This window comes from Nonomuraea sp. NPDC026600 (assembly GCF_040638335.1).
In the GTDB taxonomy this organism is placed as follows: domain Bacteria; phylum Actinomycetota; class Actinomycetes; order Streptosporangiales; family Streptosporangiaceae; genus Nonomuraea.
The window spans coordinates 164,564-182,898 of the sequence record NZ_JBEZYD010000028.1; the positions used below are offsets into that span (position 1 = coordinate 164,564).

The 18,335-nt window shown below is 69.6% G+C and carries 22 protein-coding genes; 14 read left to right on the forward strand and 8 right to left on the reverse strand.

What is annotated here, in order from left to right; translation table 11 throughout:
- Positions 1 to 60 precede the first annotated feature (60 nt).
- The 4 genes from AB0F17_RS45190 to AB0F17_RS45205 all read left to right on the forward strand — a co-directional run bounded on the left by AB0F17_RS45190 (position 61) and on the right by AB0F17_RS45205 (position 4,145).
- Positions 61 to 828: a DeoR/GlpR family DNA-binding transcription regulator gene (locus tag AB0F17_RS45190; RefSeq protein WP_358036410.1), complete on the forward strand. Its 768-nt coding sequence runs from the start codon at positions 61 to 63 to the stop codon at positions 826 to 828.
- Positions 829 to 1,013: 185 nt separating this feature from the next.
- On the forward strand, positions 1,014 to 2,306 hold the full coding sequence (locus tag AB0F17_RS45195; protein ID WP_358036412.1) for an extracellular solute-binding protein: 1,293 nt from the start codon (positions 1,014 to 1,016) through the stop codon (positions 2,304 to 2,306).
- Between the two features lie 61 nt (positions 2,307 to 2,367).
- Complete coding sequence (locus tag AB0F17_RS45200) at positions 2,368 to 3,318, forward strand: sugar ABC transporter permease (RefSeq protein ID WP_358036414.1); 951 nt, start codon at positions 2,368 to 2,370, stop codon at positions 3,316 to 3,318.
- On the forward strand, positions 3,318 to 4,145 hold the full coding sequence (locus AB0F17_RS45205) for a carbohydrate ABC transporter permease (protein ID WP_358036416.1): 828 nt from the start codon (positions 3,318 to 3,320) through the stop codon (positions 4,143 to 4,145). The genes AB0F17_RS45200 and AB0F17_RS45205 overlap by 1 nt, the downstream gene beginning before the upstream one ends.
- Before the next feature lie 57 nt (positions 4,146 to 4,202).
- Here AB0F17_RS45205 and AB0F17_RS45210 read toward each other — a convergent pair whose 3' ends face one another.
- Both AB0F17_RS45210 and AB0F17_RS45215 read right to left on the reverse strand, forming a co-directional pair.
- Entirely contained in the window at positions 4,203 to 4,574 is a 372-nt protein-coding gene (locus tag AB0F17_RS45210; protein WP_358036418.1) for a hypothetical protein, read from the reverse strand.
- 142 nt (positions 4,575 to 4,716) lie between these two features.
- Complete coding sequence (locus tag AB0F17_RS45215) at positions 4,717 to 6,483, reverse strand: AMP-dependent synthetase/ligase (protein WP_358036420.1); 1,767 nt, start codon at positions 6,481 to 6,483, stop codon at positions 4,717 to 4,719.
- A 103-nt stretch (positions 6,484 to 6,586) separates the two neighbouring features.
- Between AB0F17_RS45215 and AB0F17_RS45220 the strand changes: the two genes are divergently transcribed.
- Genes AB0F17_RS45220 through AB0F17_RS45250 form a run of 7 tightly spaced genes read left to right on the forward strand, consistent with a single transcriptional unit; the run spans position 6,587 to position 12,178 of the window.
- A complete protein-coding gene (locus tag AB0F17_RS45220; RefSeq protein WP_358036422.1) occupies positions 6,587 to 7,354 on the forward strand; it encodes a metallophosphoesterase in 768 nt (255 codons plus the stop codon).
- Between the two features lie 21 nt (positions 7,355 to 7,375).
- Positions 7,376 to 7,813 (forward strand): SRPBCC family protein, encoded by a 438-nt coding sequence (locus tag AB0F17_RS45225; RefSeq protein WP_358036424.1) that lies wholly within the window; start codon positions 7,376 to 7,378, stop codon positions 7,811 to 7,813.
- Position 7,814: 1 nt separating this feature from the next.
- Positions 7,815 to 8,972, forward strand: a complete 1,158-nt coding sequence (locus AB0F17_RS45230; RefSeq protein ID WP_358036426.1) for an ArsA family ATPase — start codon at positions 7,815 to 7,817, stop codon at positions 8,970 to 8,972.
- Positions 8,965 to 9,375 carry a hypothetical protein gene (locus AB0F17_RS45235; RefSeq protein ID WP_358036428.1) on the forward strand — a complete coding sequence of 137 codons (411 nt, stop codon included), beginning with the start codon at positions 8,965 to 8,967 and terminating at the stop codon, positions 9,373 to 9,375. The genes AB0F17_RS45230 and AB0F17_RS45235 overlap by 8 nt, the downstream gene beginning before the upstream one ends.
- Before the next feature lie 15 nt (positions 9,376 to 9,390).
- Positions 9,391 to 10,323 (forward strand): ROK family glucokinase, encoded by a 933-nt coding sequence (locus AB0F17_RS45240; protein WP_358036430.1) that lies wholly within the window; start codon positions 9,391 to 9,393, stop codon positions 10,321 to 10,323.
- A gap of 14 nt (positions 10,324 to 10,337) precedes the next feature.
- Positions 10,338 to 11,030, forward strand: a complete 693-nt coding sequence (locus AB0F17_RS45245) for an endonuclease/exonuclease/phosphatase family protein (RefSeq protein WP_358036432.1) — start codon at positions 10,338 to 10,340, stop codon at positions 11,028 to 11,030.
- 38 nt (positions 11,031 to 11,068) lie between these two features.
- The gene (locus AB0F17_RS45250; protein WP_358036434.1) at positions 11,069 to 12,178 is read left to right on the forward strand and encodes a hypothetical protein; all 1,110 of its coding nucleotides are present in this window, start codon (positions 11,069 to 11,071) and stop codon (positions 12,176 to 12,178) included.
- Between the two features lie 22 nt (positions 12,179 to 12,200).
- On the opposite strand, the gene AB0F17_RS45255 is transcribed toward AB0F17_RS45250, so the two are convergent.
- Together AB0F17_RS45255 and AB0F17_RS45260 are read right to left on the reverse strand one after the other, a co-directional pair.
- Positions 12,201 to 12,662, reverse strand: a complete 462-nt coding sequence (locus AB0F17_RS45255; RefSeq protein WP_358036436.1) for a hypothetical protein — start codon at positions 12,660 to 12,662, stop codon at positions 12,201 to 12,203.
- A 46-nt stretch (positions 12,663 to 12,708) separates the two neighbouring features.
- Positions 12,709 to 13,467 (reverse strand): alpha/beta fold hydrolase, encoded by a 759-nt coding sequence (locus tag AB0F17_RS45260; protein WP_358036438.1) that lies wholly within the window; start codon positions 13,465 to 13,467, stop codon positions 12,709 to 12,711.
- Positions 13,468 to 13,614: 147 nt separating this feature from the next.
- On the opposite strand from AB0F17_RS45260, the gene AB0F17_RS45265 reads away from it, so the two are divergent.
- Complete coding sequence (locus tag AB0F17_RS45265) at positions 13,615 to 14,316, forward strand: lysophospholipid acyltransferase family protein (protein ID WP_358036440.1); 702 nt, start codon at positions 13,615 to 13,617, stop codon at positions 14,314 to 14,316.
- Between the two features lie 4 nt (positions 14,317 to 14,320).
- Here the strand turns inward: AB0F17_RS45265 and AB0F17_RS45270 are convergent, their stop codons facing one another.
- On the reverse strand, positions 14,321 to 14,776 hold the full coding sequence (locus AB0F17_RS45270) for a MarR family transcriptional regulator (RefSeq protein ID WP_358036442.1): 456 nt from the start codon (positions 14,774 to 14,776) through the stop codon (positions 14,321 to 14,323).
- An 84-nt stretch (positions 14,777 to 14,860) separates the two neighbouring features.
- Here AB0F17_RS45270 and AB0F17_RS45275 point away from each other — a divergent pair, with 84 nt between their 5' ends.
- Positions 14,861 to 15,289, forward strand: a complete 429-nt coding sequence (locus AB0F17_RS45275) for a DoxX family protein (protein WP_358036444.1) — start codon at positions 14,861 to 14,863, stop codon at positions 15,287 to 15,289.
- Between the two features lie 75 nt (positions 15,290 to 15,364).
- On the opposite strand, the gene mmuM is transcribed toward AB0F17_RS45275, so the two are convergent.
- The 3 genes from mmuM to AB0F17_RS45290 all read right to left on the reverse strand — a co-directional run bounded on the left by mmuM (position 15,365) and on the right by AB0F17_RS45290 (position 17,882).
- Entirely contained in the window at positions 15,365 to 16,231 is an 867-nt protein-coding gene (gene mmuM / locus AB0F17_RS45280; RefSeq protein ID WP_358036446.1) for a homocysteine S-methyltransferase, read from the reverse strand.
- Between the two features lie 88 nt (positions 16,232 to 16,319).
- Positions 16,320 to 17,138, reverse strand: a complete 819-nt coding sequence (gene otsB, locus AB0F17_RS45285; RefSeq protein WP_358036448.1) for a trehalose-phosphatase — start codon at positions 17,136 to 17,138, stop codon at positions 16,320 to 16,322.
- Positions 17,139 to 17,180: 42 nt separating this feature from the next.
- Positions 17,181 to 17,882: a Crp/Fnr family transcriptional regulator gene (locus AB0F17_RS45290; RefSeq protein WP_358036450.1), complete on the reverse strand. Its 702-nt coding sequence runs from the start codon at positions 17,880 to 17,882 to the stop codon at positions 17,181 to 17,183.
- 72 nt (positions 17,883 to 17,954) lie between these two features.
- Here AB0F17_RS45290 and AB0F17_RS45295 point away from each other — a divergent pair, with 72 nt between their 5' ends.
- On the forward strand, positions 17,955 to 18,212 hold the full coding sequence (locus AB0F17_RS45295; protein WP_358036452.1) for a YciI family protein: 258 nt from the start codon (positions 17,955 to 17,957) through the stop codon (positions 18,210 to 18,212).
- Positions 18,213 to 18,335: the final 123 nt, after the last annotated feature.

Sequence of the window (18,335 nt, forward strand, 5' to 3'; positions counted from 1 at the left end):
GTGGCGTGTCATGATGCGTCCGAATGGCATGTCGGAAACTGTTGAGAACTGGGTGATGCGATGCTCGCCGTCCAGCGACAGCAGACAATTCTGGAACTCGTGCGGCTGAACGGCGCCGTCAAGGTGGTCGACCTGGTGCGCGAGTTCGGGGTCTCGGACATCACGATCCGCCGCGACCTCGAGCTGCTGGCCGAGCGGGGGCTGCTGGCCAAGGTGCACGGAGGCGCGACCGTCATCGGCGCCGGCTCGACCGATGAGCCGGGCTTCGCCGTCAAGTCGGTCCGGCAGGAGAGCGAGAAGCTGGTCATCGCCCGCCGCGCGGCCGGGATGGTGCTGCCGGGCACCGCCGTGGCGCTCTCGGCCGGGACCACGACCTGGACGCTCGCCCAGCAGCTGGTGAACCTGCCCGGCCTGACCGTGGTGACCAACTCGGTGCGGATCGCCGACGTCTTCCAGCACGGGGGCCGGCCGGACCAGACGGTGGTGCTGACGGGTGGCGTACGCACTCCCTCGGACGCGCTCGTCGGCCCGGTGGCGGTGGCCGCGATCCGGCTGCTCAACGTGGACGTGCTGTTCCTGGGCGTGCACGGGATGACCACGCGGGCCGGCTTCACCACCCCGAACATGATGGAGGCCGAGACCGACCGCGCCCTGGTCGAGGCCGCGAGCAGCCTGGTCGTGCTGGCCGACCACACCAAGTGGGGGACCGTGGGCATCAGCACGATCGCCCGGCTGAGCGAGGCCGACATGGTGATCTCCGACGGCGGGCTGCCCGAGTCGGCCAGGACGGCGCTGGCCGAGCAGGCGGGCGAGCTGGTCATCGTTTGATCTCGCCGCGTGAGATACCAATCCGATCACATGGCGTGCGTTGGGCTTGAGTGATCCTACCTTTATGCAGACTCTAGCCTTATCTTGACAGGGCTTGGCTGTTACCCGTAGTAGTGGTCCTACCTATCGCACGCATCAGTTTCACGCCCCCACCGAATGATCGGATGAATGAGAAGGGTGGCACAGTGAACAAGCTGTTCGCGGCTGGGGCGATGACACTCGCCGTCGCTCTCGCACTGAGTGCCTGCTCAAGCGGTACGCCCAGTGGAGGCCAATCCTCGGCGCCGGTATCCGGCGGCAAGCAGAAGGTCTCCTTCCTGGTGTTCCCTTCGCCGAACCTGCCGGAGTCGTACTGGAAGGCCCAGGTCGATCTGGTGACCAAGGCCAACCCCGACCTGGAGGTCGAGCTGGTCGCCGCGCCCTCGGAGTCCGAGCGCAACGACTACGCCAAGCAGCTGGCCGCCTCCGGGCAGCTGCCGGACGTACAGATCGGCATGCAGGACCTGATCGCCCTGGAGCCGAGCCTGGCGACGTGGACGCCGGATGAGCTCAAGGACTTCCTCTGCCCGACCTGCGGCGCGGTCAACGGCAAGGTCCTCCAGTTGCCGACCAACACGCAGACGATCCCGAACGTCTACTACAGCAAGAAGCTGTTCCAGAAGGCCGGCATCGCCGAGCCGCCGAAGACCTACGCCGACCTGCTGGCCGACGCCGAGAAGCTGAAGGCCAAGGGCATCACCCCGTTCGTGTCCGGCGGCGTGTTCGTCACCTCCCAGCCGTGGACCGCCATCCTGGCCACGGACCTGTACGCCAAGACGCCCGACTGGATGACCAAGCGGCGCAACGGCGAGGTGAAGTTCGCGACCGACCCGGCCATGAAGGCCGCCACGCAGAAGTTCGCCGACCTGGCCGCCAAGGGCTACCTCGACAAGCGGCAGATCGGGCAGGACTATCCCAAGACGCAGGAGGCGTTCCTCGGCGGCAAGGGTGCGATGTACCCGATGGGCAGCTGGTTCGCCGCCGCGGCCGACGCCTCGGACATGAAGGACGACGTCGGGGTCTTCGCCTGGCCCGGCGACGACGGCAGCCTGCACATGCCGACGTTCACCGGCGGCGGGCTGTCCGTCAGCGCGACCGCCAAGAACATGGCCGCCGCCAAGAAGTTCGCGCTGGCCTTCCAGCTCACCAAGGCCAACCTGGACGCCTCGGTCAAGGCCGACGCGCTCTTCCCGGCGATCAAGGGCTACACGCCTCCGTCGGACACGGGCCCGGTGTTCAAGGCCGTCTACGACCTGTGGCAGAAGGCGCAGAACGAGCAGGCGACCGTCCCCGCGTTCAGCTGGGAGGCCGGAGACACGGCGATGCTGCCCGGCATGCAGGGCAAGTTCTGGTCCACGGCCCAGGACCTGGTCAGCGGCAAGAAGACGGTCGACCAGGCATTGTCCTTCCTCGACACCGAGTGGGAGAAGTCCGGTTGATCCGGCGGGGCGGGCCGCCGAAGGCCCGCCCCTTCATCCTGACTGGGAGGGGTCTGGCCTGATGGCCGCTGGCACCACCATCCACCATCAACAGTCCGGCCATGCGCGGGCCCGAGCGCGCCGGCGACGATCTGGCGGCAAACGGGCAGGGTTATGGCATTTCCTGTCCTTCGCGGCGCCGGGCACGCTCATCTACTTCTGCCTGGTCGTGCTGCCGATCACGCTCAGCTTCGGCTACAGCCTGACCGACCAGGCGCTGCTGCGGCCCAAGACGCACTTCGTCGGCCTGCGCAACTACGAGCTGCTCCTGCGGGACGAGACGTTCCTGCAGTCGCTGCGGGTGACCACGATTCTCACGTTGATCGTCGTCATCGTGCCGAACGTCCTGGGTGTCGCCATCGCGGTGCTCCTCGACCGCCGCGGCTGGCTCTACAACGCGCTGCGCAGCGTCTTCTTCACCCCGATGGTGATCAGCTCCGTGGTCATCAGCGTCATCTGGACGCGCATCCTGGCCGACGACGGGCCGATCAACCAGGCGCTCAGGGCGCTGGGCGTCAGTGAACCGCCGGGCTGGCTGTCCGACCCGGACATCGCGCTCTACTCGCTGTCGTCGATCGTCTGCTGGCAGATGCTCGGCTTCTGCGTGGTCGTCTATCTCGCCGGGCTCCAGGGCGTACCCCAGGAGCTGGCCGAGGCGGCGGCGATCGACGGCGCGGGACCGGTGCGCAGGTTCTGGAGCGTCACCTGGCCGCTGCTCGCCCCCGCGCTCACCATCAACACCGTGGTCCTGCTGATCTCCGCGTTCAAGATCTTCGACCACGTGAAGGTGATCACCAACGGCGGCCCCGGGACGGGGACCACCGCGAGCGTGGCGCTCGTCATCCTGAATGAGGGGTTCGTGGAGAACCGCACCGGCTACGCCTCGGCCGAGGCGGTCGTCATGCTGATCGTCATCGCGCTGCTGTGCGTGATCACACTGCGCATCCTGCAGCGCAGGGAGGTGCAGCTGTGATGCGCTCCACCGTGCCATGGCTGCGCCCGCTGGTCGCGCTGGTCGTCGGCGGGGTGTTCTTCATCCCCCTGTACATCGCGCTGATCAACGTCTTCAAGGAGAGCAGGCAGGTGGCCAGTGGGGCCATGTCACTGCCGATCCCGCCCACCTTCGACAATCTGATCCGGGTGCTGACCAGCCCGGACAGCCTCTTCTGGTCGTCGCTGCGGACGAGCGTCCTGGTGACCTCGCTGTCGATCATCATCCTGACGCTGCTGTCGGCCATGCTCGGCCACTACCTGGCCCGGCAGAACACCTGGTGGTCCCGGGTCATCATGGTGCTGCTGCTGTGCGGGCTGATGATCCCGCCGCAGGTGATCCTGATCCCGATCACGCAGGTGCTCAAGGCGCTCGGGCTGATGTCGACGCTGCAGGGCCTCGTGCTCTTCAACGTCGGGTACTACGTGCCGTTCGGGGTCTTCGTCTTCTCCGGCTTCATGAAGGGCGTGCCGCGGGAGCTGGAGGAGGCCGCGGCCATCGACGGGGCCACGCGGTGGCAGACGTTCTGGAAGATCGTCTTTCCGCTGCTACGGCCGGCGACGGCCAGCGTGCTGATCTTCCTCGGTGTGTGGATCTGGAACGACTTCCTCAACCCGCTGATCATCTACGGGCCGCGCGAGGGGACCACGATCATGACGGGCATCTACAAGTCGCTCGGGCAGTACGCGGCGGACTTCGGCGGCATGTTCGCGCTGATGTTCCTGGCGACGCTGCCGATCCTGGTGTTCTACCTGCTGCTGCAGAAGCAGTTCGTCAAGGGGCTCACGGGGGGTGCGACGAAGGGCTGACGCCGCACAGCGAACAGCCCCCGGCCTGCGCTGCCGGGGGCTGTTCGAGTGGCTGTGCTAGTTGACGTCGAGCTTGCGCTGGATGGCGATGAGGACGTGCATCATCTCTGTCTGAGACTGCTGCATCGACGTCATTGACTTCTGCATCGTTGCCTGTCCGGCCTGGAGCTCGTCTATCGACGCCTGCATGGAGGTGACCTTGGCGTCTAGGACGGTGACCTTGCCGTCCAGGGCGGTGACCTTGCCATCCAGGACGGTGACCCTGGCGTCGAGGGCGGTGACCTTGCCGTCCAGTGTCTTGACCCGGTCCGCCACGCCGTTGATGCGTTCAGTGAGCTGCTGGCCCATCTCCATCTGGTCGGCCCCTATCCGGACGAATTCCGTCTCGATGGTGTCGATGAAGCGAATGCCCGCTTCCTTGATGCTCACAGTTATCTCCCCTACCTTTGAAGGTAGGGACCGGGGATATTAGCGATCTCCGGTCCCGATTGCCTTCACAGGCTAGCGCGAGGAAGTCAAGGCTGACCAGCGAATGTGGCACAACGTGTGGCGATTTCTATACCCAGCGTAGTCATTTGTACAGAGCGTCCACATCCTCGGCGAAGTCCCGCATCACCACGTTGCGCTTGATCTTCAGGGTCGGCGTCAGATGGCCGCTGTCCTCGGTGATGTCCACATCCAGGATCGCGAACTTCTTGATCTGCTCCGCCTTCGACACCGCCCGATTGGCCGTGTCCACGGCCTTCTGGACCTCCGCCAGGACGCGCGGATCCGTCCGCAGCTCACTCAGCGTGGCCGACGGCAGGCCGTTGGCCGACTTCCACTGGTCCAGCGCCTCCGGGTCCAGGGTGATCAGTGTCGCCACGAACGGCTGCCCGTCGCCGACGATCATGGCCTGGGAGATCAGCGGGTGCGCCCGGAGCGCGTCCTCCAGCGGGCCGGGGGCCACGTTCTTGCCCGCCGCCGTCACCAGGATCTCCTTCTTGCGGCCGGTGATGCGCAGGTAGCCGTCGGCGTCGAGTTCGCCCACGTCGCCCGTGTGGTACCAGCCGCCGGCGTCGATCGCGTCGGCCGTCGCCTGGTCGTTGTGCCAGTAGCCGTGGAAGACGTTGCGGCCCTTGGCCAGGATCTCGCCGTCGTCGGCGATGCGGATCGACACGCCGGGCAGTGGCTTGCCGACCGTGCCGATCTTGTTGGCGCCCGGCATGTTGACCGAGCAGGGGGCCGAGGTCTCGGTCAGGCCGTAGCCCTCGAACACCTCGATGCCGACGCCCCTGAAGAAGTGGCCGAGCCGGTCGCCGAGCGCCGAGCCGCCGCACACCGCCGCCGACAGGCGGCCGCCCGTGGCCGTGCGGAGCTTGCCGTACACGAGCCGGTCGAACAGCGCGTGCCGCAGGCGCAGGCCCAGGCCCGCGCCGCCGGAGCTCTCGGCCTTGCTCCACGCGACGGCCGTGTCGACGGCGCGGGTGAAGATCGCGCCCTTGCCGCCCGCGATGGCCTTCTGCTCGGCGCCGTTGTAGACCTTCTCGAACACGCGGGGCACGCCGAGCAGGAACGTCGGCTGGAACTCGGCCAGGTCCGGGGCCACGTTCTTCATGTTCGGGGTGTGGGCCAGGATGGCGCCGGCCTCGATGATGGCGACCTGGATCATGCGGGCGAAGATGTGCGCGAGCGGCAGGAACAGCAGGGCCGCCGTCCCCTTGGTGGTGAAGAGCTGCTCCAGGGGGCCCGCCACCACGTTGCGGGCGGTGAACAGCAGGTTGTCGTGGGTGATCTGGCAGCCCTTGGGGCGGCCGGTGGTGCCCGAGGTGTAGACGACGGTGGCCAGGTCTTCCGAGCTGACCCGGGCGCGCCGCTCCTCGAAGGCGGCGTCGTCCACCCCGGAACCGTCGAGCGTCTCATCGACGCGCCAGACCGGTTTCAGGCCGGGCGCGGCCTCGCCTACCGTCGCCTCGTGCGTGTCGAGCTCGACGAACACCGCCTTGGGCTCGCTGTCGGACAGGATCCACCTGACCTGCTCGACCGCCGACGTCTCGTAGATCGGCACGGTGACCGCGCCGATGGACCAGATCGCGTAGTCGATCAGCGTCCACTCGTAGCGGGTACGCGACATCAGCGCGACCCGGTCGCCGTGCTCGACGCCCGCCGCGATCAGTCCCTTGGCCAGCTCGACCACCTGGTCGCGGAACTCGGCGGCGGTGACGGCCGGCCAGCCGTCACCGGACTTGCGCCGCATGACGACCGCGCCGGGCTCCTGCTCGGCCCGCCTGAACACCGTGTCGGGCAGGCTCGCGGAGGCAGGTACGTCGACCAGCACCGGGACGCTGTACTCGCGCACGGATCAACTCCTCTTCGTGGACCGCCTTGGCCGCTATCGCGTGGAATTACCCACGGGTAGGGGTGATTCTCACGCTAGCAGCCGCTCTCATAGGATTTCCCGCATGAGGGTCCATGTCATCAGCGACGTGCACGGCAGGGCCGACGCGCTGGCCCGCGCGGGCGCGGGCGCCGACGCGCTGATCTGCCTGGGGGACCTGATCCTCTTCATCGACTACGACGACCACGCGCAGGGCATCTTCCCCGACCTGTTCGGCGCCGAGCGTGCCGCGGAGTTCATCCGGCTCCGTACGGCCAAGCGGTTCGACGAGGCCAGAGCCATGTCGGCGCGGCTGTGGTCCACCCTCGAAGGCGACCCGCGCGAGCACATCGAACGCAACGTACGCGCCCAGTACGAGCAGCTCTTCGCGGCCATGCCCGAGCCCGCCTACCTCACCTACGGCAACGTCGACATCCCGCGCCTGTGGCCCGACTACCTCCAGGACGGCCACCAGGTGCTCGACGGGCAGAGCGTGGAGATCGGCGGCTGGCGGTTCGGCTTCGTCGGCGGCGGGCTCAAGACCACCTACCGCACGCCGTACGAGATCAGCGACGAGGAGTTCGCCGCCAAGGTCGAGGCGGTCGGCGAGGTCGACGTGCTGTGCTGCCACATCCCGCCCGCGGTGCCCGAGTTGCTCTACGACGTGGTGGCCAGGCGCTTCGAGCGCGGCAGCGAGGCGACGCTGGCGGCGATCAAGCGGACGCAGCCGCGCTACGCCCTCTTCGGGCACGTGCACCAGCCACTTCACCAGCGCACCCGTATCGGGCGCACCGAGTGCGTGAACGTGGGTCATTTCCGGGGAAAGGGGGTTCCGTTCATCCTCGAATGGTGACCAGACCGGTACGGTGGTCGCATGGCTGATCGCACCACTTCGAGCATCACCATCGGCGCGGACCGCGCCGCTGTGATGGCCGTCATCGCCGACTTCGCGGCCTACCCCGCATGGGCGGGGCAGGTGAAGAACGCCGAGGTATTGAGCATCGGGGCCGACGGCAGGCCGGAGACGGTGCGGTTCGTGCTGGACGCCGGAGTGATCAGCGACACCTACGCCCTCGGCTACATCTGGCAGGACGACGAGAGCGTCCGCTGGCAGGTCGTCGAGCCGGGCAAGATGCTCTCCGAGCTGGCGGGGAGTTATCTGCTGGCCGACACGGGCAGTGGTACGGAGGTGACGTACGAGCTCGCCGCCGACCTCAAGGTCCCCATGATCGGCATGATCAAGCGCAAGGCCGAGAAGGTCATTGTGGAGACCGCGCTCAAGGGCCTCAAGAAGCGCGTCGAAGGGCGCTGAAGTGAGCCCGCGGGTTCTGCTCTTCACCGGTAAGGGCGGCGTGGGCAAGACCACGGCCGCCGCGGCGACCGCCACGCTCGCCGCCAAGCGCGGGCTCAAGACGCTGATCGTGTCCACCGACACCGCCCATTCGCTGGCCGACGCGCTCGGCGTCGAGCCGGGCGAGATCGCGCCGGGGCTGCACCTGCACCAGGTCGACACCCAGAAGACGCTGGAGCGCCACTGGGGCGAGCTGCAGGAGTACGCCAGAGGGGTGCTCACCGAGCTGGGCCTGGACGAGATCACCTCCGAGGAGATCACCATCCTGCCCGGCGCCGAGGAGATCATCGCGCTCCTGGAGCTGCGTGAGCACGCCCGCGAAGGACGCTGGGACGTCATCGTCGTCGACTGCGCGCCCACCGCCGAGACCCTGCGCCTGCTGGCCCTGCCCGAGGCGCTCGACTGGCACATGACCAGGCTGATGCCGGTCGGCCGCAAGATCATGAAGATCGTCTCGCCGTTCGTGCGCAGCGTCGCCCATGTCAGCGCGCCCGGCGAGGAGGTCATGAGCGCGGGGGAGCGCCTCCACCGCGGCCTGCTGGAGGTGCGCGAGCTGCTCACCGGCGAGCACGCCTCGGTGCGCCTCGTGCTGACGCCGGAGTCGGTGGTGCTCGCCGAGGCCAGGCGGACCCTCACCTCGCTCAACCTGTACGGCTACCGCGTCGACGCGGTGATCGCCAACCGGGTCTTCCCCGCGGAGGGCGCCGACGAGTGGCGCGCCCAGTGGGTGGCGGCCCAGTCGAAACTGCTGGCCGAGGCCGAGGAGTCGTTCGCGCCGCTGCCCATCCACGTCGTGCCGTACCTGCCGACCGAGCCGGTCGGCAAGGACGCGCTGGCCGAGGTGGGCGCGGCGATGTACGGCGAGGTGGATCCGTTCGCCGACCCCGGCGTGGAGCCGCCGCTACGGCTGTCCGCCGACGAGCTGACCCTGGCCCTGCCGGGCGCCGACCGGGCCGACGTGGACCTGGCGCGCAAGGGTGACGAGCTGATCATCACCGCCGGACCGTACCGGCGGATCCTGGCCCTGCCGGCGGCGCTGGCCCGCAGGAGGATCAGCGGCGCGGCGCTCCGCGACGGCGTGCTCCGGGTACGGTTCACAGCAGGAGGGCCAGATGACTGAGCGCAACGACAGAGACCCGATCGGCACCGTCACGGACGAGGCGCGCAAGCTGTTCGACACCATTCAGGGGCGGGCCACCCGCCAGGTCGGCAGGACCGTGCTCAACTCCTTCACCGGAGGCGGAAGCGGTGGCGGCAGCAAGGACAAGGACGTGTGGAGCGAGGCGGTGTCCGAGCCCCACGAGGAGTACATCTGCCGCGCCTGCCCGGTCTGCCGGGCGATAGCGGCACAGCGGGAGTCCGGCAACGACGTCGCCGGGCACCTGGTGGCGGCCGGCGGCGAGCTGTTCGCCGCCTTCCGCCAGACGATCGACGCGCTGAGCAGGCCGGCCCCTCGCAGGCCGCGCGACGATCAAAGCGGTGATCACCGCCGCGACAACGTAGAACATATTGATTTGGGATAGAGGGGATACAGGGGCATGCTCACGATCGGTGTGGACATCGGCGGCACGAAGGTCGCCGCGGGCGTGGTCGATGACGACGGCACGGTCATCGCCCAGGCGCTCAAGCCCACTCCAGCCGACCGGCCCGACCAGGTCGCCGCGACGGTGGCCGAGGTCGTGCGCGAGCTCGCCCAGGGCAGGGAGATCGAGGCCGTCGGTGTCGGCGCGGCCGGGTTCGTCGACGAGACCCGGTCGATCGTCCGGTTCGCCCCCAACCTCGCCTGGCGCGAGGAGCCGCTGCAGAAGAAGATCAGCGGGCTGATCGGGCTGCCGGTCGTCATCGAGAACGACGCCAACGCCATGGCCTGGGGCGAGGCCAGGTTCGGCGCGGGACGCGGCCAGTCGCACATCGTCTGCATCACGCTCGGCACCGGCATCGGAGGCGGCTTCGTCTTCGACGGCAAGCTGTTCAGGGGCCACTGGGGCATGGGAGCCGAGCTCGGCCACATGCAGGTGGTGCCCAACGGGCGGCTGTGCGGGTGCGGTCAGATCGGCTGCTGGGAGCAGTACGCCAGCGGCAACGCCCTGGTCGCCGAGGCCAGGCACATCGCCGCCGTGCAGCCGAAGCGGGCCGAGATCCTGCTCGGCCTGGCGGGCGGCACGATCGAGGGCGAGGAGGTCACCGAGGCGGCCAAGCTGGGTGACGAGGCGTCCCTGCTGGCGTTCGCCGGCCTGGCCGACTGGCTCGGACAGGGCATGGCCGACCTGGCCGCGGTCCTCGATCCGGGCTGCTTCATCGTGGGTGGCGGGGTCTCCCGCGCGGCCGAGTTCTTCATCGACCGGGCCCGCGAGACGTTCGCCCAGCGGCTCACGGGCCGGGGGCACCGGCCGCTCGCCGAGATCCGGCTGGCCGAGCTGGGCGCCTCCGCGGGAGTCGTCGGCGCGGCCGACCTCGCCAGGCTGCGCTGACCGGTTCGCGCGCGATGCTCCGCGTGGCCACGTACAACGTCCGGGGGCTGCGTGACAGCGTGCCCGCGCTGATCCGCGTGATCGAGTCGATGCGCGCCGACATCCTGTGCCTCCAGGAGGTGCCGCGCTTCCTCGGCTGGCGCGGCCGGCGGCGCGAGCTGGCCGAGGCGTGCGGCCTGCGGGTGGCGGCCGGGGGCCGGCTCGGCGGCGTCGCCGTGCTCGTCCGCCCCGGGATCGAGGTGCTGGGGGCCGAGCACCACGCGCTGAAGGTGTTCCTCGGCCTGGAGATCCGCGGGCTGGCCGTCGCGGTCCTGCGCGTCGAGGGGGTGCCGCTGGCCGTCGGCTCGATCCACCTCGACCTGCGCCGCGCGGCCAGGCTGTGTCACACGTACGAGGCGATGACGCTGATGCGACGGGCGGCGGGCGCGTACGGCGCCGCCATCGTGATCGGCGGCGACCTCAACGAGCAGGAGACCGAGCCCACCTGGCGCTATCTGGCCGGGCAGCTCACCGACTGCCATCGGGCCGCGCCCCGCGGCGACGGGCTGACCTTCCCGGCCCGGCAGCCGCGCGAGCGCATCGACGCGGTGTTCGCCGCACGCGGTCTGACAGTCGTCTCGTGCGGCGGCGCGGACGCCGCCGGGGCCGATCTCGGGGCCGCCACCGACCACCTGCCGGTGCTCGCCGAACTGCGAGTCGGACCCTAACGGAGCAGGGGTGGGTCGCGAACCCGTAGCATTTGCTCATGACCCGTCGCTTTCAGCGGCGTGCGCTCACCCTGATCTTGGCGACGTCCGTGGCCTTGTCGCAGGTCACGCCCGCCGCGCATGCCGATCCCCACCCCGCCACGCTTGAGGCGTGGCAGCAGTCGACGAGCGTCCGCCTGGACGCCGACGGCTCGCTCTCCGACGTCACCGCGCTCCCTTCCGGCGATGTCTGGGCCGTGGGCCAGCAGGAGATCTGGGATGTGTGGAAGAACCGCGGCACGGTCCGCCACTGGAACGGCACCAGCTGGTCCGAGGTGAGCCTGCGCGACGCCACCGGCGCCGGCAACCTGCGCGGCGTGGCCGCCACCTCGCCGACCGACGTGTGGGCCGTGGGCGACGGCCACGACGGCCTGCCCTACCTCGCCCACGGCGACGCGGGCGGCTTCGACCGGGTCAGGGCGCAGGGGATGCGCGGGGGCGACTGGCTCGGCGGCATCGACGCCCGCCCGGGGCGGGTCGTGGCCGTCGGCAGCCGCGACGACTACGGGCTCATCCTCACCGGCCAGGCGGGTGCCTGGAGCGTCCAGGAGACCAAGGAGAAGGGCGCGCTCTACGCGGTGTCCAACGGTTTCGCCGTCGGTGACACCGGCAGCGCGCCGCTGATCATGCACTACTCCGGCGACGCCTGGAAGGCCATGCCGGTGCCCGACATCCCCGGCGGCTACCTGCGCGACGTGCAGGTCGACAGCGCCAAGCGCGCGCTGGCCGTGGGCGGCGTCTACCGCGGGGCCGACGAGGTCGACCCGCTCGTCCTGTCGTGGAACGGCAAGCGCTGGCAGCGGGAGAAGCTGCCCGCGACCGAGTCGCGTCTCTACGGCGTCACCGGCGACGGCAAGGGCCGCTTCTGGATCTCCGGCTTCGACCCGTCACGGGCCGCCGAGCCGTTCATGATGCGCTGCGAGAAGGGTGACTGCGAGATCATCCGGGGCGACGCCGCGAAGGGCAAGGACAGCGTGCGGTTGCAGGCCGCCACCTACCTCGCGGGCAAGGGCACGGTCTGGGCGGTCGGCCATGCCGTGGACGCCCGTGAGCGCTACACCGACGTGGTGGAGTCGTTCGGGCCCAGGGACCCTTCGCTGAACTCCTAGCCGGCCTCTCCGGAGGCCGGCCCTAAAGCACGGCGCCGTCGTCCCACCCGGAGTCGTTGGGCGGGCCGTCGCCCATCCGCACCACCAGCGCCACGAAGCCGCCGATGAACGCGGCCACGGCGGTGAAGAGCGCCCAGCCCTCCATCTGCCAGTTGGCCATCGCGGCGATCAGGAGGTAGGCCGGGCCGCCGAACAGCGCCACCCAGGCCAGCTTGGTCGCCAGGTCGAGCTTGGGCAGGGGCGGCGGCACCGGTGGCTCGAAGCGCCCCTCACCGTCCTCGTCGAGGTCGTCGTCCTCGTCGCCCTGCTCCGCCTCCACGTCGGCGTCCTCGTCGGCCGCGGGTTTCACCACCCGGTGGGCGGGCTCGACCGGGACGTTCTCGCTGTCCGGCCATGGCTGATGGGCCGAGTCGGGCTCGGCTGTGTCGTTGAAGGACGCGACGATCTGCCGCCAGACCTCGTCCTCGTCACTCTGGGGCGTCACCTAGATCGGCCTCTCCGCAGCGATCGCGACTTCCCCCTGGGTGCGATCAGTCCCTCTGCAAGGGTACCGAGGCATGTGTCCGGATGAAGTCGAGGCTACCGGCAAAGATCCTGTGGGCATCGTTGTCGAGCGTCGCAACATGGTAGCTATCGGTAAGCTCCTCGATCGTGGCCTGCGGTACGTTCTGGCGAATGATCGCCACACTTGTCGGTTTCACCACATGGTCCTCCGTGCTGTGGAAGACCAGCAGTGGCTGGGTCACCTTCACCAGGTCGGCCTGGACCAGCGACCATAGGCCGGGCAGCGAGGCGGCCGCCTTCACGGGCGTGCGCGCGTAGGCCAGCTCGGTCACGCCCGGCTTCTTGACATCGTTCCCCACCCCCGGCACCGACGGCAGGAACCACTTGAGCACCGGCGCCAGCATCAGCAGCGGCGCGTCCCTGGTGATCGACGGGTTGACCACCACGACCCCGCTGATCGCCTCGCCGTGCACCTCGGCCAGCCGCAGCGCCAGGCAGCCGCCCAGCGACAGGCCCGCCACGAACACCTCCGCGCAGCGGCCCTGGAGGTCCTCGAACGCCTTCTCCACCTCGGCGTACCAGTCCTCCCAGCGGGTGCGGTTCATCTCCTGCCAGGTGGTGCCGTGTCCGGGCAGGCGGGGGAGGGAGACGCTCACCCCGTGCCCGGCCAGATACTCGCCCCAGGGCCGCAGCGACTGCGGCGTGCCGGTGAAGCCGTGGCACAGCAGTACACCGACCTGACCTGCTTCATGGTGATAGGGCTCCGCGCCTGGCATGAGCGGCATAACAGCTCCTCGAAGGGATTTCATCCCGGAATTGCCCGATCGTCGCACGATCGAGGGGGATTGTGCGAGAGGTGAGGTAGGAGCATCCGTCCTGAGATGCGAAGATGACTTTGCTTGCTGACAGCGCTCTCGAGAAGAGGTGGCCGGGTGTTCTACTGGGTGGTCAAGGCCATCTTGGGGCCGTTCCTCCGCGTCGTCTTCCGGCCGTGGGCAGAAGGTGTGGACAACGTACCCAGGCAGGGGCCGGCCATTCTGGCCGGAAACCACCTGTCGTTCGCCGACCATTTCTTCGGGCCGCTGCACCTGCGCCGCAAGGTCATCTCGCTCGGCAAGTCCGACTACTTCACCGGGAGCGGCGTCAAGGGCTTCTTCAGCCGGCTGTTCTTCAGTGGCGTCGGCACCGTGCCCATCGACCGCTCGGGCGGCAAGGCCAGCGAGGCCGCGCTGCGCACCGGCATGCGGGTGCTGGGCGAGGGCAACATCCTCGGCATCTACCCGGAGGGCACCCGCTCGCCCGACGGCCGCCTGTACAAGGGCAAGACGGGCGTCGCCCGGCTGGCCCTCATGTCGCGGGTGCCGGTGATCCCGTGGGCCATGGTCAACACCTTCGAGATGATGCCGCCCGGCCACCCGCTGCCCAAGCTCGGGATCCGGCCCGGGGTGCGGTTCGGCAAGCCGCTCGACTTCTCCCGCTACTACGGGATGGAGGAGGACCGGCTCGTGCTGCGCGCCGTGACCGACGAGATCATGTACGCGCTCATGGAGCTGTCGGAGCAGGAGTACGTCGACAAGTACGCCGCCAGCGCCAAGGTCGAGATGGAGCGCGCGGCCCGGGCCGCCAAGGGCTGACCGGTCACTGCCGCAGCGCCTGCTCCGTCTTGCACATGGCGGTGGTCATCGTCTCCAGCTCGCCGCGGGTCAGCCGGTCGATGAGGTAGGCCCGGACGACCTCCAGATGGCCGGGCGCGACGCGCTCCAGGCAACTGACGCCCGCCTCGGTCAGAACGGCCAGCACACCCCGCTCGTCGGACGGGCAGGTGGTGCGCTCGACCAGCCCCGCCCGCTCCAACTGCCCGATCTGGTACGTCAGCGCCGACTTCGACACCACGACGCCCCTGGCCAGCTCCGTCATGCGCATCTGGCGGCCGGGCGCGTCGGCCAGCCGCACCAGGATCTCGTACTGCGGGTGTGTCAGCCCGGCCGTGGCCTTGAGCTGCTCTTCGATGCGCCGCTCGAGCAGGTGGGAGGTGGACAGGAAGGCACGCCAGGCGGCCATCTCCGTCTCGTCGAGCCAGCGGGGGTCGGTCACACCGTCCAGTGTACTTGTTGTTCAGATTTGAACTTCTCTGTAGAGTGCTGGTTCAAATCTGAACAACAGCCTTTTGGAGATCGCATGCTTGACCAGTCACGTTCCGTAGCTTTCCTGATCGCCCGAGTGGTCGTCGGGGGGATCTTCCTGGTGCACGGCTACCAGAAGTTCGCCACGATGGGGATCGCCGGGACCACCAAGTTCTTCGAGTCGGCCGGGATCCCGCTGGCCGCCGCCGCCGCTCCGGCGGTGGCGGTGCTGGAGGTCGCGGGCGGCCTGGCGCTGATCCTCGGCGTGGCGCTGCCCGCGGTGGGGACGCTGCTGGCGCTCGACATGGTGGGCGCGATCCTGTTCGTGCACGGGGCCAACGGGTTCGGGGTCGACAAGGGCGGCTACGAGTTCGTCCTGTCGCTGGCGGCGGGCGCGCTGGCCGTCGGCTTCAGCGGCGGCGGCGCGCTCGCCCTCGACCGCCTGCTGGCCCGCCGCCGTACCCCTGAGACCGTCGCGGCCTGACCCGCGCGGCCCGACCGGCGCGGTGTCGCGGTCCCCGTTCTGCCGCCCCGCCGCTCGCTCGCCGCGGCGGGGTGATCAGGACACGTGGGCGCGGATCTGCTTGATGTGCTCGGGAGTGGTGCGGCAGCAGCCGCCGATGAGCGAGGCGCCGGCCCGTTGCCATTCCTCGGCCGCCTGGCCGTACTCGACGGGGTCTGCGGTGCCGAGCCACCGGCCCTGCCCGGAGTCCCAGCGTTCGCCGGAGTTCGGGTAGACGACCACCGGCAGGCCGCCGGAGAGCGCGCCGATGAGGCCGGAGATGTGGCGCGGCGCGGTGCAGTTGACCCCGACGGCCACCACCTGCGAGCTGCCGGCGAACAGCGCGGCGGCCTCGCCGATCGGGGTGCCGTCGTTGAGGTGCGCGGCGTCGCGGCAGGAGAAGCTCACCCACGCCTTGACCGACGGCGTCTCGGCGAGCAGCCTGGCCAGCGCCCGCGCCTCCGGGTAGGACGGGATGGTCTCGCAGGCGAGCAGATCGGGCCCGACCGAGGCGAGGATCTCCCAGCGCGGCCGGTGCCACGAGAGCAGGCCCAGCTCGTCGAGGTCGTAGTCGCCGGTGTATTCGGCGCCGTTGGCCAGGTAGGCCCCATAGGGACCGATCGAGGCGGCCACCAGCCCGCCCCCGGCCTCGTCGCGGGCCTGTCCGGCCAGCTCGACCGAGAGCCTCATCAGCCGCTCGGCCTGCGCCACGTCGAGCCCGCGCCGGACGAACCCCGGGATCGACGCCTGATAGCTCGCGGTCGTGGCCACGTCGGCCCCCGCGGCGTAGTAGTCGGCGTGCGTGCGCCGGATCAGCGCCGGATCCTCCAGCAGCAGCCGCGCGGACCACAGCTCGTCGCTCAGGTCGGCGCCGAGCATTTCGAGACGGGTGGCCAGGCCGCCGTCCAGGACAAGAGTGCTCACTCGTCCAGAGTATGGTGCCCCGCGTACCGGACAGGACTTTCCCGGTTGGTGAACGTCCGGTGAACGGCTCGAATGAACCACATAACTTTTATGGGGAATCCCGCTTGTCGTGGAAAGCGCGGATTATCTCGTCGAGCATGGCCGGGACGTCCGCCGGGCCGGAGACGGTGAAATCCGCCTGCCGCGCCAGGTCGTCTCCTGTTTCCGTGTTCGCCACCGCCACCCTGACTCCGATGAACTCGCGATCGCCTTCCTCGCGGGTACGCAGTGCCTCGAAGGCGCGGGCGTCGGACAGGTCGTCGCCGAAGTACCAGGCCCTGGTCAGGGCGGCGGTCTCCGTCGCGACGACCGTGCCCTTGTCGCCGGGTACGGGTGGCTTCAGCTCGACCACCATCCGGCCCAGTTGCTCGGCCAGGCCCAGCTCGGCGGCCTTCGCCGACGACCACCTCTCCACCACGCCGCGCAGCGCCGGATCCGCTCTGTAGTGCAGCGCCGCCATCAGGGCCTTGTCCTCCACCAGCACCTTCGCCGGCAGTTCGCGGGCGGCGTCGGCGACCAGGCGGCGGATGACCGGCGCCCATGGCTCGGCCTCCCCGGCGTTCTTGATCTCGCCGCCGACCACCGTCTGCAGGCCGTACAGGCCGAAGAGCCGCACGCCGGGGGCGGCCGAGAAGCGGTCGCGCAGGAAGGCGGCGGGGCGTGCGGAGACGACGGCGACGCGCGCGAACAGCTCCGACAGCGCGCCCAGCCGTTCCACCGCCCCGGGGACGGGGAGTACCGCGTCCGGGTCGTTCATGATGGGGGCGACAGTGCCGTCGAAATCGAAGAAGAAACCCGATTCGCGGGCCGCGGAAACGGTGGCGGAGACCGCCTCGGCGAAGCGCAGCGGTGCGCGAGAGGTCGCCATGTACGGTGACGATAGAACAGGCCGCCGGACTCCGATAGACGCCTATTCGTATTTCCGGCGGGCTTTATCGGCGGCGTCGGCCGGGGTGGTCTTCGCGATGCGGGCGAGCGCTTCGGCGTCCTTCACCGTCACCTCGCCGTCGCCGTCGCCGATCTCGACGAGCTCGCGGCGCTCGAAGGAGCGCAGGGCCCGGTTGACGCTCACCCGGGTCGCGCCGATCTCGGCACCCAGCCCCGCCTGCCCGGCATGCAGCCGCACCCGGCCGCCCTCGCTGTGCCGTACCAGCCACTTGGCCACCCGCGCGGAGACGTCCAGCACCACCACGTCGGTGAGCCGCTCGTCGAGGTCGCGCACGGTCTCGGCCAGCGTACGCATCAGCCGGGCCGCCACCGACGGCTCGGTGGCGATCGCCTCCAGTACGGCCACGCGCGGCAGGTAGGCCACCTCGACCGGCGTGACGGCCGTCAGCGTGGCCCGGTGCGTGCCCTCCACCAGGAGCGTCGTCTTGTCGAACGCCACGGGCGCGGCGTCCACGGCCAGCACCACCTCCCGGCCGTCCACGCTCACCCGCCCGGCCTTGACCCGGCCGTCGAGCAGGACGATCAGCTGGTCGGCCGGGTCGCCCTCGGTGCAGAGCACCTGCCCCGCCGGGTAGCGCCGCAGCCGCGCCACGGCCTCCAGCCTGCGCAGCCCCTCCTCGCCCAGCTCACGGAACATCGGGAGGGCGGCCAGCCTGTGCGTCATGTATCAGGTGATACACCACGGCTGTGCCCGGTGATGCGGCGGCCGTCTCGATGGCGGACCTAACGTGCGGGTATGGCGAGATATGTGGTGCAGTTGGCGTTCGACGGTGACCCCAGGCGGCTGGCGGCCCGGCCCGCGCATCGGGAGCATCTGCGGGCGCTTCACGAGGAGGGGCGGTTGGTGAAGGCGGGGCCGTGGGCGGATGACAGTGGGGCGTTGCACGTGTACGAGGTGGCCGATGAGGAGGAGTTGCGGGAGATCCTCCGGCGTGATCCGTATACGGCGGTGAATGTGGTGGTGCTGCTCAAGGAGTGGGCACCGATCTTGTAGCCGCGTCCGGTGTCCGGTGGTGGGGGGGGGACCGGAGAATGATATCACACCACCACAACGAGGGACAACGCCTGAGGGGTGGCAGCTGAACTAACGGGGCGCGCGCGCGAAGTGGTCGAGGCT

Coding starts and splice junctions, on each gene's coding strand:
- AB0F17_RS45190 (WP_358036410.1), top strand. CDS start 61: ATGCTCGCCGTCCAGCGACAGCAGACAATTCTGGAACTCGTGCGGCTG.
- AB0F17_RS45200 (WP_358036414.1), top strand. CDS start 2,368: ATGGCCGCTGGCACCACCATCCACCATCAACAGTCCGGCCATGCGCGG.
- AB0F17_RS45205 (WP_358036416.1), top strand. CDS start 3,318: ATGCGCTCCACCGTGCCATGGCTGCGCCCGCTGGTCGCGCTGGTCGTC.
- AB0F17_RS45220 (WP_358036422.1), top strand. CDS start 6,587: ATGAGGGTCCATGTCATCAGCGACGTGCACGGCAGGGCCGACGCGCTG.
- AB0F17_RS45225 (WP_358036424.1), top strand. CDS start 7,376: ATGGCTGATCGCACCACTTCGAGCATCACCATCGGCGCGGACCGCGCC.
- AB0F17_RS45235 (WP_358036428.1), top strand. CDS start 8,965: ATGACTGAGCGCAACGACAGAGACCCGATCGGCACCGTCACGGACGAG.
- AB0F17_RS45240 (WP_358036430.1), top strand. CDS start 9,391: ATGCTCACGATCGGTGTGGACATCGGCGGCACGAAGGTCGCCGCGGGC.
- AB0F17_RS45245 (WP_358036432.1), top strand. CDS start 10,338: ATGCTCCGCGTGGCCACGTACAACGTCCGGGGGCTGCGTGACAGCGTG.
- AB0F17_RS45250 (WP_358036434.1), top strand. CDS start 11,069: ATGACCCGTCGCTTTCAGCGGCGTGCGCTCACCCTGATCTTGGCGACG.
- AB0F17_RS45260 (WP_358036438.1), bottom strand. CDS start 13,467: ATGCCGCTCATGCCAGGCGCGGAGCCCTATCACCATGAAGCAGGTCAG.
- AB0F17_RS45275 (WP_358036444.1), top strand. CDS start 14,861: ATGCTTGACCAGTCACGTTCCGTAGCTTTCCTGATCGCCCGAGTGGTC.
- otsB (WP_358036448.1), bottom strand. CDS start 17,138: ATGGCGACCTCTCGCGCACCGCTGCGCTTCGCCGAGGCGGTCTCCGCC.
- AB0F17_RS45290 (WP_358036450.1), bottom strand. CDS start 17,882: ATGACGCACAGGCTGGCCGCCCTCCCGATGTTCCGTGAGCTGGGCGAG.
- AB0F17_RS45295 (WP_358036452.1), top strand. CDS start 17,955: ATGGCGAGATATGTGGTGCAGTTGGCGTTCGACGGTGACCCCAGGCGG.